Below are 14,907 nucleotides of genomic sequence, written 5' to 3'. Positions count from 1 at the left end.
CTGGCCGCGAAGCCCTGGCCCAACCGGTTTGTGTTCCGTCTAGGATTCGCCGCATGAGCTTTGGGCAAGGGGGGCCCTCCTGGGGGCCCGGGGGCACACAGACTCCGGACTGGGCAGCGCTGGCCGACGAGTCCGCCGCGCGCAACCGCCGCAAGAAATGGCTGCTGATCGGCGGCGGCGTGCTCGCCACCGCGGTGGTCGGCGCGATCGTGGCGACGGCGGTCGTCTCGACCAGCAACCACGGCTCCACGGGCACCGCCAAGAACGCGAGCGAGCTCCCGGCACCGACCGACCTGCCGAGCAGCACCGCCGAGCCGGAGCCGTCCTTCTCCTCGGTGGCACCGCCGCCCCCGCCGGACCCGAAGGACTACATATCCGACGTCAAGAAGGACCGGGCGCCGATCACCGTCGACGAGTTCTTCCCCGGCAAGAAGCTGACGATGGGCGACCGCGTCTACGTCAAGGGCGCGACCCAGCAGACGAAGAGCTGCGCTGCGACCACCAAGGGCGCACTCGGCTCGGTCCTCGTCAACAACGGCTGCGACCAGGTCATCCGGGCCACGTACAGCAGGGACGGCGTCGCCGTCACCGTCGGCCTCGCGGTCTTCGGGACGGAGGCGCAGGCCAAGAGGGCGGCCCAGCAGGCCGGCGGCAGCATCACCCCCCTGAGCGGCGCGGGTGTCCCGGCCTTCTGTCCCCCCGGATCGGTGTGCCGCCGTACCGCCAACTCCTACGGTCGCTACGCGTACTTCGCCATCACCGGGTACACCAGCGGCAAGAACGTCACCACGGCCGACAAGAACGCCTACGCCACCGGGGACGATCTGACGAACTTCACGTTCCGTCAGATCCGCCACCGCGGCGAACTCCAGGCCTCGGCGGCGGCCACCGCACCCGTCGGCTGATCCGCCCGGGGGATCTCGTGCGTCTTCCGTTCCTGCTCGCCCTGCCCCGGGTGCTGCGCCACAGCGCGGCCATCGGGGCCGACCTGCCGCCGGACGAGGCCGTCGTCCTCGACGCCCCGGACGCCGCCCTCCGCACCGCCCTGACCTCGGCCGCCGAGGGCGACCACGGCCCCGCCCGCGAGCTGCTCGCCGCGACCCGTGAGCACACCCAGTGGGAGCTGCGGGACGGTTACGTGTCCCGGCTCGCCGAGGCCGCACTGCACAACCCCGGCTGGCTGGACGCCTGGCTGGCCGAATCCCCCGAGGACCCGGACGCGGCCCTGGTCCGGGCGGACCTCTGTATCGGCCGGGCCTGGGAGAACCGTACGGCGGAACGCGCCGGGCATGTCTCGCGCGACCGGTTCCAGGCCTTCTTCGCGCTGCTGGAGGACGCGGCACCGGTGATCGGGAGAGCGGCCGAACTCAACCCCGCCGACCCGGTGCCGTGGCGCATCGCCCTGATCCACGCGGTCGGCGGCCAGGCCCCGCGCGAGGTCTTCGACGGCTACTGGGCGCAGGCTCTGGCGCGCGACCCGCACCACTACGGATGCCATGCCGCGGCCCTGCAGTACCTGTGCGCCAAGTGGCACGGCTCGCACGAGGAGATGTTCGGCTTCGCCGAGAGCGCGGCCGATACGGCCCCGCCCGGTTCGAAACTGCACGCGCTGCCCCTGTTCGCGGCGCTGGAGTACGCCGTCCTGTCCCCCTCCCCCGGCGCACCGGCCGGCCCCGACCCGTACGCGCCCCGCGTCGCGGCGGCGGTCACCCGCGCCCTGGACCTCTCGGGCGCGTACGAACCGGGCAGCCACGAGGCGGCGGGCTTCCGCAACCACCTGGCCCTGATGCTGCTGCGTGCGGAGCGCTGGGACGAAGGGCTGGAAGCCTTCCGCACCATCGGCGTCCATGCAACGAAGTACCCCTGGGCGTATTTCGGCGACGACCCGCGCCAGGAGTTCCTGGAGACCCGTTCGGGCGTCCGTGTCCACGTGGCGACCCGGACCCCGTTCTTCGGCCGCCCCCCGCAGCCCCGCACGACCCCCGCCTGGGCACCGGGCGCCCCGTGCGCGGTCGCGATAGCAGCGGCCCGTCCGGCGGACGTGGCGCAGGCAGCACTGATGTGCGGTGTCTCGCTCCGCACCGCCCCGGCGACCGCCACGCACACCTACGTCGAGGCCGTCCCGGAGGCCCGGCCCGCCAAACGCCCGGTCCTGTCCACGGAGGACCCGCTGACCACGGCGGCGGACAACTTCACCACGGGCGAGAAGTGGCCCACGCTGGTCCTGCGCCGTACGCCCGAACGCTGTGGGTTCACCCTGTTCCTCAAGGGCAGACCGCTGGCCACCCACGAGTGGAACGCCACGTCCCCGGCCCCCGAGTGAACGGGAATCCCGCCCGCGGCTCTCAGCAGCAGCCGCCCCCGGGAAGGGTGCGCATGTTGCGCGCCTCCTTGGAGCGTGCGGCCAGCAACTCGTCGGCGGGGTAGGCCACTTCCTCCAGCGTCAGCCCGTGCGGACGCACCACGTGCACGCCGGGATCCCGCACCTGTGCCGCCAGCACCTGCGCGGGCCACTCGGCCGGACGGCGCCCGTCGCCGACGAACAGCGCCGCTCCGATCAGTGCCCGCACCATGTTGTGGCAGAACGCATCGGCCTGCACGGTCGCCGTCAGGATCCCTGACGCCTCGTCCCGTACCCAGCTCAGCTTCTGCAGCGTACGGATGGTCGTCGCGCCCTCGCGCTTCTTGCAGTACGCGGCGAAGTCGTGCTCCCCGACCATCCGGGCCGCCGCCTCGTTCATCGCGTCGACGTCCAACGGCCGGTCGTGCCACAGCACATGACCGCGCAACAGCGGATCCACCCCACCGGGACGGTCGGCGACGCGGTACGCGTAACGGCGCCACAGCGCCGAGAACCGGGCATTGAACCCGGCCGGCGCCTCGGCGATCCGCCAGATCCGCACATCGGGCGCCATCCGCCCGGCCATCCGCCGCAGCAGCTTGTCCGCGTGCTCCGCCCACACCTCGTCCGGCAGATCGACATGGGCGACCTGTCCCCTGGCGTGCACCCCGGCGTCGGTACGCCCGGCGACGGTCAGGTCGTACGTCCGCGACGACCGCGTCACGGTCCGCAGCGCATCCTCGATCTCCCCCTGGACGGTCCGCCTGGAGGTCTGCTTGGCCCAGCCGGAGAAGTCCTTGCCGTCGTACGCCAGGTCCAGCCGCAGCCGCACGGAGCCGGGCTCCACTTCGTCACTCACCGAAGGATCCTTTTCTGCCAGTACATACGGAACGGGCCCGCACCGCCCCGAAGGGTGATGCGGGCCCGTCCAGTGGTCTCAGAACGCTCAGGCGTCCTTGGACTCCACGTCGGCCTCGGCCGGCTTGGCGTCCTCGACGACCTCGGCCGGAGCCTCGTCCTTCTTGAGGGCGTCTTCCTTGACCGCACGCTTCGTGGCGGCCTCGGCCTCACCGGTGGCCTGCTGGGCCACGGTCAGCGCCTCGACCAGCTCGATGACCGCCATCGGGGCGTTGTCGCCACGACGGTTGCCGATCTTGGTGATGCGGGTGTAACCACCGGGGCGGTTCTCGTACCGCGGGGCGATCTCGGTGAAGAGCGTGTGGACGACGCTCTTGTCCGTGATCGACTGCAGCACCAGGCGACGGTTGTGGATGTCGCCCTTCTTCGCCTTGGTGATGAAACGCTCGGCAACCGGACGCAGGCGGCGGGCCTTGGCCTCGGTCGTGGTGATGCGGCCGTGCTCGAACAGCGACTTCGCGAGGTTGTTCAGAAGCAGCTTCTCGTGCGCGGCGCTGCCGCCCAGACGGGCACCCTTGGCGGGCTTCGGCATGGTTTTTCTCCTTGTGTGCTGCACCGGCCGTATCAGGTACCGGTGTCAGTTCCCATGCGGCGGACGCCACATGGAAGATCAAGAGGCGAGCAGGAAATCAATCCGGCAGATGAAGCCAGCCATCGGCCAAATCAAGCCCGCCCGACGTTCGAGGGCAAAGCCTCACCCCGGCCCGGGGCACCCGACAAAACCCGGACACCCCGGCCGGAGGCGTTTCAGTACTGCTCGGTCTCCACGAAACCGGCGTCCGCGTCGTCGTCGGCGCCGAAGGCGTCGGCCGCGGCCGTCGGGTCGAATCCGGGCGGGCTGTCCTTGAGCGCGAGGCCCATACCGGCCAGCTTCGCCTTGACCTCGTCGATCGACTTCGCACCGAAGTTGCGGATGTCGAGCAGGTCTGCCTCGGAACGAGCCACGAGCTCACCCACGGAGTGGATGCCCTCACGCTTGAGGCAGTTGTAGGAACGGACCGTGAGCTCCAGCTCCTCGATCGGCAGCGCCAGATCGGCGGCGAGCGCGGCGTCCGTCGGGGACGGGCCCATGTCGATGCCCTCGGCGTCGATGTTGAGCTCGCGCGCCAGACCGAACAGCTCGACCAGGGTCTTACCGGCCGAAGCCATGGCGTCACGGGGACGCATGGCCTGCTTGGTCTCGACGTCGACGATCAGCTTGTCGAAGTCGGTGCGCTGCTCGACACGGGTCGCCTCGACCTTGTACGTGACCTTGAGCACCGGCGAGTAGATGGAGTCGACCGGGATACGGCCGATCTCCTGGCCCACCTGCTTGTTCTGGACGGCGGAGACGTAGCCGCGACCGCGCTCGACGGTCAGCTCCATCTCCAGCTTGCCCTTGCCGTTCAGCGTGGCCAGGACCAGGTCCGGGTTGTGGACCTCGACACCGGCCGGCGGGGCGATGTCAGCAGCGGTGACCAGGCCGGGGCCCTGCTTGCGCAGGTACATCACGACCGGCTCGTCGTGCTCCGAGGAGACGACCAGCTGCTTGATGTTGAGGATGAGGTCGGTGACGTCCTCCTTGACGCCCGGCACGGTGGTGAACTCGTGCAGGACACCGTCGATCCGGATGCTGGTGACAGCGGCACCGGGGATCGAGGAGAGGAGCGTACGGCGGAGAGAGTTGCCGAGGGTGTAGCCGAAGCCCGGCTCCAGCGGCTCGATGACGAACCGGGAGCGGAACTCGTCAACGACCTCTTCGGTCAGCGACGGACGCTGAGCGATAAGCATGTTGGTTCCTTCAGTCGTGGGCGCCCACTATTTGACGCCCCCAGATACTGACAAGGGTACGGGCGGCACGACCCTAAAGAGCCGTACCGCCCGGACCCACGAGCTCCTACTTGGAGTAGAGCTCGACGATCAGCTGCTCCTGCACCTGGGTGTCGATCACCTGGCGCTCGGGCAGCGAGTGCACGAGGATCCGCATCGTCGACGGCACGGCTTCGAGCCACGCCGGTACGGTGCGCTCGCCGGCCTCGGCCTGGGCCACCTGGAAGGGGGTCAGGGCCTTGGACTTCTGGCGAACCTCGATCACGTCGTTCACGGCGACGCGGGCCGACGGAATGTCGGTCTTCGTGCCGTTCACGGCAATGTGTCCGTGACGCACCAGCTGACGGGCGTGATCGCGGGACTTGGCGAAGCCTGCCCGGTAGACCACGTTGTCGAGGCGGGTCTCAAGGATGCGCAGAAGGTTCTCACCGGTCTTGCCGGTCTTCTGGTTCGCTTCCTTGTAGTAGTTCACGAACTGCCGCTCAAGAACACCGTAGATCCGCGAGCACTTCTGCTTCTCACGAAGCTGAAGAAGGTACTCGCTGTCCTTGGTGCGCCCGCGTCCGTGCTCACCCGGGGGGTAAGGACGGATCTCGATCGGGCACTTCGCGCTCTCGCACTTGCTGCCCTTGAGGAACAGCTTCTGCTTCTCCCGACGGCAACGCTTGCAGTCGGCCCCGGTGTATCGCGCCATTTTCCAGTTGTCTCCGTTGCTTCAGACGGATCAGACGCGACGGCGCTTGGGCGGCCGGCATCCGTTGTGCGGAGTGGGGGTGACGTCCTGGATCGAGCCGACCTCCAGGCCGGTGGCCTGGAGCGAACGGATCGCGGTCTCGCGGCCGGAGCCCGGACCCTTGACGAAGACGTCAACCTTGCGCATGCCGTGCTCCTGCGCGCGGCGGGCGGCCGACTCGGCGGCCATCTGCGCGGCGAAGGGGGTGGACTTGCGCGAGCCCTTGAAGCCGACGTGGCCGGCGGAGGCCCAGGAGATCACGTTGCCCGAGGGGTCCGTGATCGAGACGATCGTGTTGTTGAACGTGCTCTTGATGTGCGCGTGGCCGTGAGCGACGTTCTTCTTTTCCTTGCGACGCACCTTCTTGGCTGCGCCCTGACGACCCTTGGGGGGCATGTCTTGACTCCAGATGGAGAGGGGAGGTGATCGGTCCTACAGCGAAGACCGCTGGTTGCTGCGGATGACCGGTGGGCCGGCCGGCCGCAGTGCGTCCGCTGAGGACTACTTCTTGCCCGGCTTCTTCTTACCGGCGATCGCGCGACGCGGGCCCTTGCGGGTACGAGCGTTCGTGCTGGTGCGCTGGCCGTGGACCGGCAGACCGCGGCGGTGACGCAGGCCCTGGTAGCAGCCGATCTCGACCTTGCGGCGGATGTCGGCCTGGATCTCGCGACGGAGGTCACCCTCGGTGCGGAGGTTGGCGTCCACGTACTCGCGGATCTTGACCAGGTCCTCTTCGGCCAGGTCGCGAACGCGGGTGTTCGGGTTCACGCCCGTGGTGGCGAGAATCTCCTTGGACCGGGTGCGCCCGATACCGAAGACGTAGGTGAGGGCAACCTCCACGCGCTTTTCGCGCGGGATGTCAACACCTGAAACGCGTGCCATTCAATGGCTCCAGTTGTTATTTCGGGGGTCTTCCACAGTGCCGCTCCCGATCGCCGACCTCTCGTTACGAGAGGTGGTACGCCCGGGTCCCCGGCCCCCGCCGGAGGTGTCGTCAGCCGAAGCTTGGACGGACTCTGCGTATGTACGTTTTACGTGCGTCGCGCGAAGTACTGCGAGATGCAGGTGGTCGTGCGTCAGCCCTGGCGCTGCTTGTGGCGCAGGTTGTCGCAGATGACCATGACCCGACCGTGACGACGGATCACCTTGCACTTGTCGCAGATCTTCTTGACGCTCGGCTTGACCTTCATGGGATGTCAGGTTCTCCGGGTCAGTGCCGTCACCGCGCCGAAGCGGGGTGCAGGCAAGATCTACTTGTAGCGGTAGACGATCCGGCCACGCGTCAGGTCGTACGGAGAGAGCTCCACGACGACCCGGTCATCCGGAAGGATTCGGATGTAGTGCATCCGCATCTTGCCGCTGATGTGCGCGAGGACCTTGTGACCGTTCTGGAGTTCCACCTTGAACATGGCGTTCGGGAGGGACTCGATCACGGTGCCCTCAATTTCGATGGCACCTTGCTTCTTGGCCACGCTTCGCCTTTCGAATCGGCTACCTTGATCGCCTCTCCGCATCACATGTGGACATGTGGACACACTGATGCACGAGAGCCGACGAGTCAGTCTACGTCAGCGGACCCCAAAAGACGAATCCGTCAAGTTTGCCCACCCGGGGAGATCCTTAGACCTCCACAAGGGGGTCATATCAGCCGAGGGGGTCCGGCGCCGCCTCGATTCCGTACTGGGCCAGCTTCGCCTTGCCGCAGTCGGGGGCGGTCAGGACCAGGGGGCCCTGCTCGGTGAGGGCGATCGAGTGCTCCCAGTGGGAGGACCAGGTGCCGTCCGTCGTGATCACGGTCCAGTCGTCCTGGAGCACCTCGGTCTGCGGCGTACCGAGGGAGACCATCGGCTCGATCGCCAGGCAGACACCGGGTACGAGCTTGATGCCCTTGCCGCGCTTGCGCGCGACGTAGTTCAGCAGATGCGGGTCCATGTGCATCTCCGTACCGATGCCGTGGCCGCCGTAGTCCTCGATGATCCCGTACTTGCCGGTGGCGGGGCGGGGCTGGCGTCGGATGTAGGACTCGATCGCCTTCGAGATGTCGACGAGGCGGTTGTTCACCTTCATCGCGGCGATACCGGCCCACATGGACTCCTCCGTCACCCGCGACAGCTCGATCAGCTCCGGAGCGTGACCGGTGCCCACGAAGGCCGTGTACGCGGCGTCGCCGTGCCAGCCGTCGACGATCGCGCCGGCGTCGATGGAGATGATGTCGCCGTCCTTGAGGACGGTCTTGTCGTCCGGGATGCCGTGGACGACGATCTCGTTGACCGAGGTGCAGATGGTCGCGGGGAACCCGCCGTAACCGAGGAAGTTCGACTTCGCACCGTGGTCGGCGATCACCTTGCGGGCGACCCGGTCCAGGTCCAGCGTCGTGGCGCCGGGCACCGCCGCCTCGCGGGTGGCCGCGTGAATGGCAGCGACCACCAGCCCCGCCTCACGCATCTTCGCGATCTGCTCGGGGGTCTTGATCTGCACCATTGCACGGCGCCTCTCTGCATCGGACTGCATCGAACGGTGACTGCGGCGTACCCAACGATACGGCGCAAACAGTCGGCCGCGGCGCCCATGGGCGCCGCGGCCGACTGCACAAGTACTGCGGGTGTCGCGCTCAGCCCTTGTCGGACTTGAGAGCCTCCATCGCCCGCTCGGTCACATCGGTGACCTTGCCGAGCGCGGAGATGGTGACCACCAGGTTCTGGGCCCGGTAGTAGTCGATGATCGGCTCGGTCTGCGTGTGGTAGACCTCCAGCCGAGTACGAACCGTCTCCTCGCTGTCGTCGTCGCGCTGGAACAGCTCGCCGCCGCAGGTGTCGCAGACACCCTCGGTCTTCGGCGGGTTGTACGTCACGTGGAAGACGTGCGAGCCGTCGTTCCGGCAGATCCGGCGGCCGGCGATGCGCTTGACCACCTCGTCCTCGGGGACCTCCAGGTCCAGGACCGCGTCCAGCTTGGTGCCCTCGTCCTTGAGCATGACGTCAAGGGCCTCGGCCTGACCCACGTTGCGCGGGAAGCCGTCCAGCAGGAAGCCGTTCTCGGCGTCGGGCTGGGACATGCGGTCCTTGGCCATTCCGATGGTGACCTCGTCCGGTACCAACTGCCCCGCGTCCATGTAGGCGCGGGCCTGCTTGCCAAGGTCGGTGCCCTGGCTGATGTTGGCGCGGAAGAGATCGCCCGTGGAGATCTGCGGAATCGACAGGTTCTTGGCAAGGTACGCAGCCTGCGTTCCCTTGCCGGCACCGGGCGGCCCGACGAGGACGATTCGCATCAGCGGAGGAACCCTTCGTAATTGCGCTGCTGGAGCTGACTCTCGATCTGCTTCACGGTCTCCAGACCCACACCCACGATGATGAGGATGCTTGTCCCGCCGAAGGGGAAGTTCTGGTTAGCGCCGCCGAAGCCTGCCAACGCCATCGTCGGCACAAGAGCGATCAGACCCAGATACAGCGAGCCCGGCCAAGTGATCCTGTTGAGCACGTAGCTCAGATACTCGGCAGTAGGTCGACCAGCCCGGATACCCGGGATGAAGCCACCATACTTCTTCATGTTGTCGGCGACTTCCTCGGGGTTGAACGAGATCGCCACATAGAAGAAGGCGAAGAAGACGATCAACAGGAAGTACGCCGTGATGTAGTACGGATGGTCGCCCTTGACGAAGTTGTCCTTGATCCAGGTGGCCCAGCCCGCGGTGGAGTTGGAGAACTGCACGATCAGGGCAGGGATGTAGAGCAGCGAAGAAGCGAAGATGACGGGAATCACACCCGCCTGATTCACCTTCAGCGGAATGTACGTCGACGTCCCGCCGTACGACCGACGGCCGATCATGCGCTTCGCGTACTGCACCGGGATACGGCGCTGGGCCTGCTCGACGAAGACGACGAGGCCCACCATCACGAAGCCGATCAGGATGACGGTGCCGAACTCGATCCAGCCATCGGCCAGCTTGCCGCTGGTCTTGATGGCCCACAGGGCGCCGGGGAAGCTGGCGGCGATCGAGATGAACATCAGGATCGACATGCCGTTGCCGATGCCGCGGTCGGTGATGAGCTCACCGAGCCACATGACGGCCGCGGTGCCCGCGGTCATGGTGATCACCATGACGATGGTCGTGAAGATCGACTGGTTCGGCACGATCTGGTCGGCGACCGGGCAGCCGCTGAACAGTGCGCCACTGGTGGCGGTGGCCACCAGGCCGGTGCCCTGGAGGATGGCGAGCGCGACGGTCAGATAACGCGTGTACTGCGTGATCTTGGCCTGGCCGGACTGCCCCTCCTTCTTGAGCGCCTCGAGTCGGGGAATCACCACGGTCAGCAGCTGAAGAATGATGCTGGCCGTGATGTACGGCATGATGCCGAGCGCGAAGATCGTGATCTGCAGCAGTGCACCACCGCTGAACATGTTCACCAGGCCGAAGAGGCTGTTGTTGCCCTTGCTGGCCTGATCAACACAGGTCTGGACGTTCTCGTAGCTCACTCCCGGTACGGGGATGTGTGCCCCGAGCCGGTAGATCACGATGATGCCGAGCGTGAAGAGCAGCTTCTTGCGCAGGTCGGGCGTCTTGAACGCCCGGGCGAACGCGGTGAGCACGGTGCCTCCTGCGACCCCCGCGCAATGCGAAGAGGTGACGGTCTTGAGGATCGACGAATACGTAACAGTCAAAAGTACCCGGACGGGAGCCCGAGCGGTTACCACACAACAACGCACGCCACCTTACCGGCGACCATGCCCACCTAGGAACGACCAACCGGGGATGCCTCACATGAGAGGCATCCCCGGTCGGATGTTCAGGCCATCGAGTTGTCTCAGACGAGCTCGGTGACGGTGCCGCCGGCGGCGGCAATCTTCTCCTTGGCGGAGCCGGAGACGGCGTCAACCGAAACCTGCAGCGCCACGGAGATCTCGCCCTGTCCGAGGACCTTGACGAGGTGGTTGTTGCGCACCGCACCCTTGGCGACCAGGTCGGCCACGGTGACCTCTCCACCCTCGGGGTAGAGCGTCGCGAGCTTGTCCAGGTTCACGACCTGGTACTCGGTGCGGAACGGGTTCTTGAAGCCCTTGAGCTTCGGGAGACGCATGTGGAGGGGCATCTGGCCACCCTCGAAGCGCTCCGGAACCTGGTAGCGGGCCTTGGTGCCCTTGGTGCCACGACCGGCGGTCTTACCCTTGGACGCCTCACCACGACCCACACGGGTCTTGGCGGTCTTGGCGCCCGGGGCAGGCCGGAGGTCGTGGGCCTTCAGCGGGTTGTTCTCCGCCATGTCAGTCGACCTCCTCAACCGTCACGAGGTGGCGGACGGTGTGAGCCATGCCGCGGAACTCGGGACGGTCCTCCTTGACGACCACGTCGTTCAGGCGCTTGAGCCCGAGCGAGCGCAGGGTGTCGCGGTGGTTCTGCTTGCTGCCGATGTACGACTTCGTCTGCGTGATCTTGAGGCGAGCCATTACGCACCCGCTCCCGCACGCGCACGAAGCAGAGCCGCAGGGGCGACGTCCTCGAGCGGCAGACCACGGCGAGCCGCGATCTCCTCGGGACGCTGCAGGCCCTTGAGGGCCGCCACGGTCGCGTGCACGATGTTGATCGCGTTGTCGGAGCCGAGCGACTTCGACAGGATGTCGTGAACGCCGGCGCACTCCAGAACGGCGCGCACCGGGCCACCGGCGATAACACCGGTACCGGGGGAAGCAGGCTTCAGCAGGACGACGCCCGCAGCCTTCTCGCCCTGGATCGGGTGAGGAATGGTGCCCTGGATACGCGGAACCTTGAAGAAGTTCTTCTTGGCTTCTTCCACGCCCTTGGCAATGGCCGCGGGAACTTCCTTGGCCTTGCCGTAACCGACACCGACGGTGCCGTCACCATCGCCCACCACGACCAGCGCGGTGAAGCTGAAGCGACGACCACCCTTCACAACCTTGGCGACGCGGTTGATCGCGACAACGCGCTCAACGTACGCGGTCTTCTCGGCGGCAGCTGCGCCGCCGTCACGGCCCTTCCGGTCCCGCCGCTCGCCGCCACCGGCACCGCTTCCGCGGCGCTGGGGTCCAGCCATTGGATTTACCTCTCTCTGTTACGTCCGCTGTGCGTAGGAACCGGGGCTTAGAACTTCAGCCCGGCTTCACGGGCGGCGTCAGCCAGAGCGGCAATCCGCCCGGCGTACTGGTTACCACCGCGGTCAAACACGACGGCCTCGACGCCTGCGGCCTTGGCACGCTCAGCGACCAGGGCGCCGACCTGCTTGGCCTGGGTGCTCTTGTCGCCCTCGCCACCACGGATGGAAGCGTCCAGGGTCGACGCCGACGCGAGCGTGTGGCCCGCGATGTCGTCGATGACCTGAGCGACCATGTGGCGGTTGGACCGCGTCACGACCAAGCGCGGACGCTCCGGCGAACCGGAGATGTGCTTGCGGACGCGGATGTGGCGACGCTTGAGGGCGGCACGCTTGTAGGCGTCGCCCTTGGCGATCTTCACGCCGTATGCCATGGCTACTTACCAGCCTTTCCGACCTTGCGGCGGATGACCTCGCCGGCGTACTTGACGCCCTTGGCCTTGTACGGGTCAGGCTTCCGCAGCTTGCGGATCTTGGCCGCGGTCTCGCCGACCTTCTGCTTGTCGATGCCCTCGACGGAGAACTTCGTGGGGGACTCCACCTTGAAGGTGATGCCCTCCGGGGCCTCGATCAGGATCGGGTGGCTGTAGCCCAGGGCGAACTCCAGGTTGGAGCCCTTCGCCTGGACGCGGTAACCGACACCACTGATCTCGAGCGCCTTGGTGTATCCCTGGGTCACACCGGTGATCATGTTCGCCACCAGCGTGCGGGACAGGCCGTGGAGGGCCTTGTTCTGACGCTCGTCGTTCGGGCGGGTGACGCTGAGGAAGCCGTCCTCACCCTTGGTGACCTCGATCGGCGACGCGACGGTGTGCGTGAGGGTTCCCTTGGGGCCCTTCACCGCGACCGTGCGGCCATCGATGGTGACGTCCACACCGGCGGGAACCTGGATGGGGAGCTTGCCGATTCGCGACATGAGCTATTCCTCCGTTCCCGACTACCAGACGTAGGCGAGGACTTCCCCACCTACGCCCTTCTTCTGAGCCTGCTGGCCGGTCAGGAGACCGTGGGACGTGGAGATGATCGCCACGCCCAGGCCGCCGAGGACCTTCGGCAGGTTGGTGGACTTTGCGTATACACGCAGACCCGGCTTCGAGATTCGCTTGATGCCGGCGATCGAGCGCTCGCGGTTCGGGCCGAACTTCAGCTCGAGGACGAGGTTCTTGCCGACCTCGGCGTCCTCGACCTTCCAGCCGGTGATGAAGCCCTCCTGCTGGAGGATCTCCGCGATGTGCGACTTGATCTTGCTGTGCGGCATCACGACGGAGTCGTGGTATGCCGAGTTCGCGTTACGCAGACGCGTGAGCATGTCTGCGATGGGATCAGTCATGGTCATGAATTGGCCTTCGGCCTCTCTCGCCGGGGTTTCCTGTATGCGCCATCCCTCTCCCCACTCAGAGGCAGGACGGGTGCGGTGCGGGGACCTACGGCGTAGTAAGTCGGTCTTGGGCGGCAGGCGCCCAACCCCACAAGCCTACGGCATGTGAGGGCGGGCTCCTGCCGACCAGATGCTTACCGAGAGCTTCCGTCAATTCCCAACGCCCGGAGGGCGAAGGAGAATTACCAGGAGCTCTTGGTCACGCCCGGCAGCTCGCCACGGTGAGCCATCTCACGAAGGCACACGCGGCACAGGCCGAACTTGCGGTAGACGGAGTGGGGCCGGCCGCAGCGCTGGCAGCGGGTGTACCCGCGAACGCCGAACTTCGGCTTACGGGCGGCCTTAGCGATCAGAGCCTTCTTCGCCACGGTCAGTTCTCCTTGAACGGGAAGCCGAGGTGACGAAGGAGGGCACGACCCTCGTCGTCATTGGTCGCCGTGGTGACCACGGTGATGTCCATGCCCCGGACCCGGTCGATCTTGTCCTGGTCGATCTCGTGGAACATGACCTGCTCCGTGAGACCGAAGGTGTAGTTGCCACGGCCGTCGAACTGCTTCGGCGACAGGCCACGGAAGTCACGGATACGCGGCAGCGCGAGCGACAGCGTACGGTCCAGGAACTCCCACATCCGGTCACCACGGAGGGTGACGTGGCAGCCGATCGGCTGGCCCTCACGCAGCTTGAACTGCGCGATGGACTTGCGGGCCTTGGTGACGGCCGGCTTCTGGCCGGTGATCGTGGTGAGGTCGCGCACGGCGCCGTCGATCAGCTTGGAGTCGCGGGCGGCGTCGCCCACACCCATGTTGACCACGATCTTGACCAGGCCGGGGATCTGCATGACGTTCTCGTACGAGAACTCCTCACGCAGCTTGCCGGCGATTTCCTCGCGGTACTTCGTCTTCAGACGCGGAGTGGTGGTGGTAGCCATCAGATGTCCTCACCCGTCCGCTTGGCAACGCGGATCTTGTTGCCTTCGTCGTCGAAGCGGTAACCGACGCGCGTGACGACCTTGTTGCCGTCCTTCTCCACGACGAGCTGAACGTTGCTCACGTGGATGGGGGCCTCGGTCGTGACGATGCCACCGGTCTGCGAACCGCGAGCGGTCTGACCGGCCTTGGTGTGCTTCTTGACCCGGTTGACACCCTCGACGAGGACGCGGTCCTGAGCCGGGTAGGCCACGATGACCTTGCCCTGCTTGCCCTTGTCCTTACCGGTGATGACCTGAACCAGGTCGCCCTTCTTGATCTTCATGCTTACAGCACCTCCGGCGCGAGCGAGATGATCTTCATGAACTTCTTCTCGCGCAGTTCCCGGCCCACCGGGCCGAAGATGCGGGTGCCGCGGGGGTCACCGTCGTTCTTCAGAATGACGGCGGCGTTCTCGTCGAAGCGGATGTACGAGCCATCCTGACGGCGACGCTCCTTGACGGTGCGAACGATGACGGCCTTGACGACGTCACCCTTCTTCACGTTGCCACCGGGGATCGCGTCCTTGACGGTGGCGACGATGACGTCACCGATGCCCGCGTAGCGGCGACCCGAACCACCGAGAACACGGATGGTGAGGATTTCCTTCGCACCCGTGTTGTCGGCGACGCGAAGTCGCGACTCCTGCTGGATCACGT

Annotated in this window: 23 protein-coding genes; 2 read left to right on the top strand and 21 right to left on the bottom strand. The window is 66.6% G+C overall.

The features are described 5' to 3' along the window. Positions 1–53 precede the first annotated feature (53 nt). Together ACZ7L9_RS11205 and ACZ7L9_RS11200 are read left to right on the top strand one after the other, a co-directional pair. On the top strand, positions 54–905 hold the full coding sequence (locus ACZ7L9_RS11205) for a hypothetical protein (RefSeq protein WP_471414361.1): 852 nt from the start codon (positions 54–56) through the stop codon (positions 903–905). Between the two features lie 17 nt (positions 906–922). After that, positions 923–2,323 (top strand): hypothetical protein, encoded by a 1,401-nt coding sequence (locus ACZ7L9_RS11200; protein WP_471414359.1) that lies wholly within the window; start codon positions 923–925, stop codon positions 2,321–2,323. A gap of 22 nt (positions 2,324–2,345) precedes the next feature. On the opposite strand, the gene truA is transcribed toward ACZ7L9_RS11200, so the two are convergent. The 21 genes from truA to rplN all read right to left on the bottom strand — a co-directional run bounded on the left by truA (position 2,346) and on the right by rplN (position 14,905). Continuing rightward, positions 2,346–3,200: a tRNA pseudouridine(38-40) synthase TruA gene (truA, locus tag ACZ7L9_RS11195; protein WP_471414357.1), complete on the bottom strand. Its 855-nt coding sequence runs from the start codon at positions 3,198–3,200 to the stop codon at positions 2,346–2,348. An 87-nt stretch (positions 3,201–3,287) separates the two neighbouring features. Further along, positions 3,288–3,791 (bottom strand): 50S ribosomal protein L17, encoded by a 504-nt coding sequence (gene rplQ / locus ACZ7L9_RS11190; RefSeq protein ID WP_471414355.1) that lies wholly within the window; start codon positions 3,789–3,791, stop codon positions 3,288–3,290. 215 nt (positions 3,792–4,006) lie between these two features. After that, complete coding sequence (locus tag ACZ7L9_RS11185) at positions 4,007–5,029, bottom strand: DNA-directed RNA polymerase subunit alpha (protein ID WP_003966937.1); 1,023 nt, start codon at positions 5,027–5,029, stop codon at positions 4,007–4,009. A gap of 106 nt (positions 5,030–5,135) precedes the next feature. Next, on the bottom strand, positions 5,136–5,762 hold the full coding sequence (gene rpsD / locus ACZ7L9_RS11180) for a 30S ribosomal protein S4 (protein WP_093897256.1): 627 nt from the start codon (positions 5,760–5,762) through the stop codon (positions 5,136–5,138). A gap of 30 nt (positions 5,763–5,792) precedes the next feature. After that, the gene (rpsK, locus tag ACZ7L9_RS11175; protein WP_003956432.1) at positions 5,793–6,197 is read right to left on the bottom strand and encodes a 30S ribosomal protein S11; all 405 of its coding nucleotides are present in this window, start codon (positions 6,195–6,197) and stop codon (positions 5,793–5,795) included. 105 nt (positions 6,198–6,302) lie between these two features. After that, positions 6,303–6,683 carry a 30S ribosomal protein S13 gene (gene rpsM / locus ACZ7L9_RS11170; RefSeq protein WP_018519286.1) on the bottom strand — a complete coding sequence of 127 codons (381 nt, stop codon included), beginning with the start codon at positions 6,681–6,683 and terminating at the stop codon, positions 6,303–6,305. Positions 6,684–6,877: 194 nt separating this feature from the next. Continuing rightward, positions 6,878–6,991 carry a 50S ribosomal protein L36 gene (rpmJ, locus tag ACZ7L9_RS11165; RefSeq protein WP_003956441.1) on the bottom strand — a complete coding sequence of 38 codons (114 nt, stop codon included), beginning with the start codon at positions 6,989–6,991 and terminating at the stop codon, positions 6,878–6,880. A 60-nt stretch (positions 6,992–7,051) separates the two neighbouring features. Further along, entirely contained in the window at positions 7,052–7,273 is a 222-nt protein-coding gene (gene infA / locus ACZ7L9_RS11160; RefSeq protein ID WP_003956442.1) for a translation initiation factor IF-1, read from the bottom strand. Positions 7,274–7,445: 172 nt separating this feature from the next. Next, entirely contained in the window at positions 7,446–8,282 is an 837-nt protein-coding gene (gene map / locus ACZ7L9_RS11155) for a type I methionyl aminopeptidase (RefSeq protein WP_471414352.1), read from the bottom strand. A 130-nt stretch (positions 8,283–8,412) separates the two neighbouring features. Then, complete coding sequence (locus ACZ7L9_RS11150; protein ID WP_471414350.1) at positions 8,413–9,069, bottom strand: adenylate kinase; 657 nt, start codon at positions 9,067–9,069, stop codon at positions 8,413–8,415. Further along, positions 9,069–10,388 carry a preprotein translocase subunit SecY gene (gene secY, locus ACZ7L9_RS11145; RefSeq protein WP_351078026.1) on the bottom strand — a complete coding sequence of 440 codons (1,320 nt, stop codon included), beginning with the start codon at positions 10,386–10,388 and terminating at the stop codon, positions 9,069–9,071. The genes ACZ7L9_RS11150 and secY overlap by 1 nt, the downstream gene beginning before the upstream one ends. A 215-nt stretch (positions 10,389–10,603) precedes the next feature. After that, complete coding sequence (rplO, locus tag ACZ7L9_RS11140) at positions 10,604–11,059, bottom strand: 50S ribosomal protein L15 (RefSeq protein ID WP_037688017.1); 456 nt, start codon at positions 11,057–11,059, stop codon at positions 10,604–10,606. 1 nt (position 11,060) lies between these two features. Continuing rightward, on the bottom strand, positions 11,061–11,243 hold the full coding sequence (rpmD, locus tag ACZ7L9_RS11135; RefSeq protein WP_030914154.1) for a 50S ribosomal protein L30: 183 nt from the start codon (positions 11,241–11,243) through the stop codon (positions 11,061–11,063). Beyond that, the gene (gene rpsE / locus ACZ7L9_RS11130) at positions 11,243–11,848 is read right to left on the bottom strand and encodes a 30S ribosomal protein S5 (RefSeq protein WP_030914151.1); all 606 of its coding nucleotides are present in this window, start codon (positions 11,846–11,848) and stop codon (positions 11,243–11,245) included. The genes rpmD and rpsE overlap by 1 nt, the downstream gene beginning before the upstream one ends. A 47-nt stretch (positions 11,849–11,895) precedes the next feature. Further along, positions 11,896–12,279: a 50S ribosomal protein L18 gene (rplR, locus tag ACZ7L9_RS11125; protein WP_072485534.1), complete on the bottom strand. Its 384-nt coding sequence runs from the start codon at positions 12,277–12,279 to the stop codon at positions 11,896–11,898. Between the two features lie 2 nt (positions 12,280–12,281). After that, positions 12,282–12,821 carry a 50S ribosomal protein L6 gene (gene rplF / locus ACZ7L9_RS11120; protein ID WP_266747962.1) on the bottom strand — a complete coding sequence of 180 codons (540 nt, stop codon included), beginning with the start codon at positions 12,819–12,821 and terminating at the stop codon, positions 12,282–12,284. Positions 12,822–12,842: 21 nt separating this feature from the next. Further along, on the bottom strand, positions 12,843–13,241 hold the full coding sequence (gene rpsH, locus ACZ7L9_RS11115) for a 30S ribosomal protein S8 (protein ID WP_005313538.1): 399 nt from the start codon (positions 13,239–13,241) through the stop codon (positions 12,843–12,845). A 224-nt stretch (positions 13,242–13,465) separates the two neighbouring features. Further along, positions 13,466–13,651, bottom strand: a complete 186-nt coding sequence (locus tag ACZ7L9_RS11110; RefSeq protein WP_003948630.1) for a type Z 30S ribosomal protein S14 — start codon at positions 13,649–13,651, stop codon at positions 13,466–13,468. Between the two features lie 2 nt (positions 13,652–13,653). Beyond that, positions 13,654–14,211 carry a 50S ribosomal protein L5 gene (gene rplE / locus ACZ7L9_RS11105; RefSeq protein ID WP_189544134.1) on the bottom strand — a complete coding sequence of 186 codons (558 nt, stop codon included), beginning with the start codon at positions 14,209–14,211 and terminating at the stop codon, positions 13,654–13,656. Beyond that, positions 14,211–14,534, bottom strand: a complete 324-nt coding sequence (gene rplX / locus ACZ7L9_RS11100; protein ID WP_003966949.1) for a 50S ribosomal protein L24 — start codon at positions 14,532–14,534, stop codon at positions 14,211–14,213. The genes rplE and rplX overlap by 1 nt, the downstream gene beginning before the upstream one ends. Positions 14,535–14,536: 2 nt before the next feature. Further along, entirely contained in the window at positions 14,537–14,905 is a 369-nt protein-coding gene (gene rplN / locus ACZ7L9_RS11095) for a 50S ribosomal protein L14 (RefSeq protein WP_003966950.1), read from the bottom strand. Positions 14,906–14,907: the final 2 nt, after the last annotated feature.

This window comes from Streptomyces sp. NPDC111516 (genome assembly GCF_055635345.1).
The sequence above is the reverse complement of the archived record's forward strand: the minus strand, read 5'-3'. Positions and strand labels throughout refer to the sequence as shown.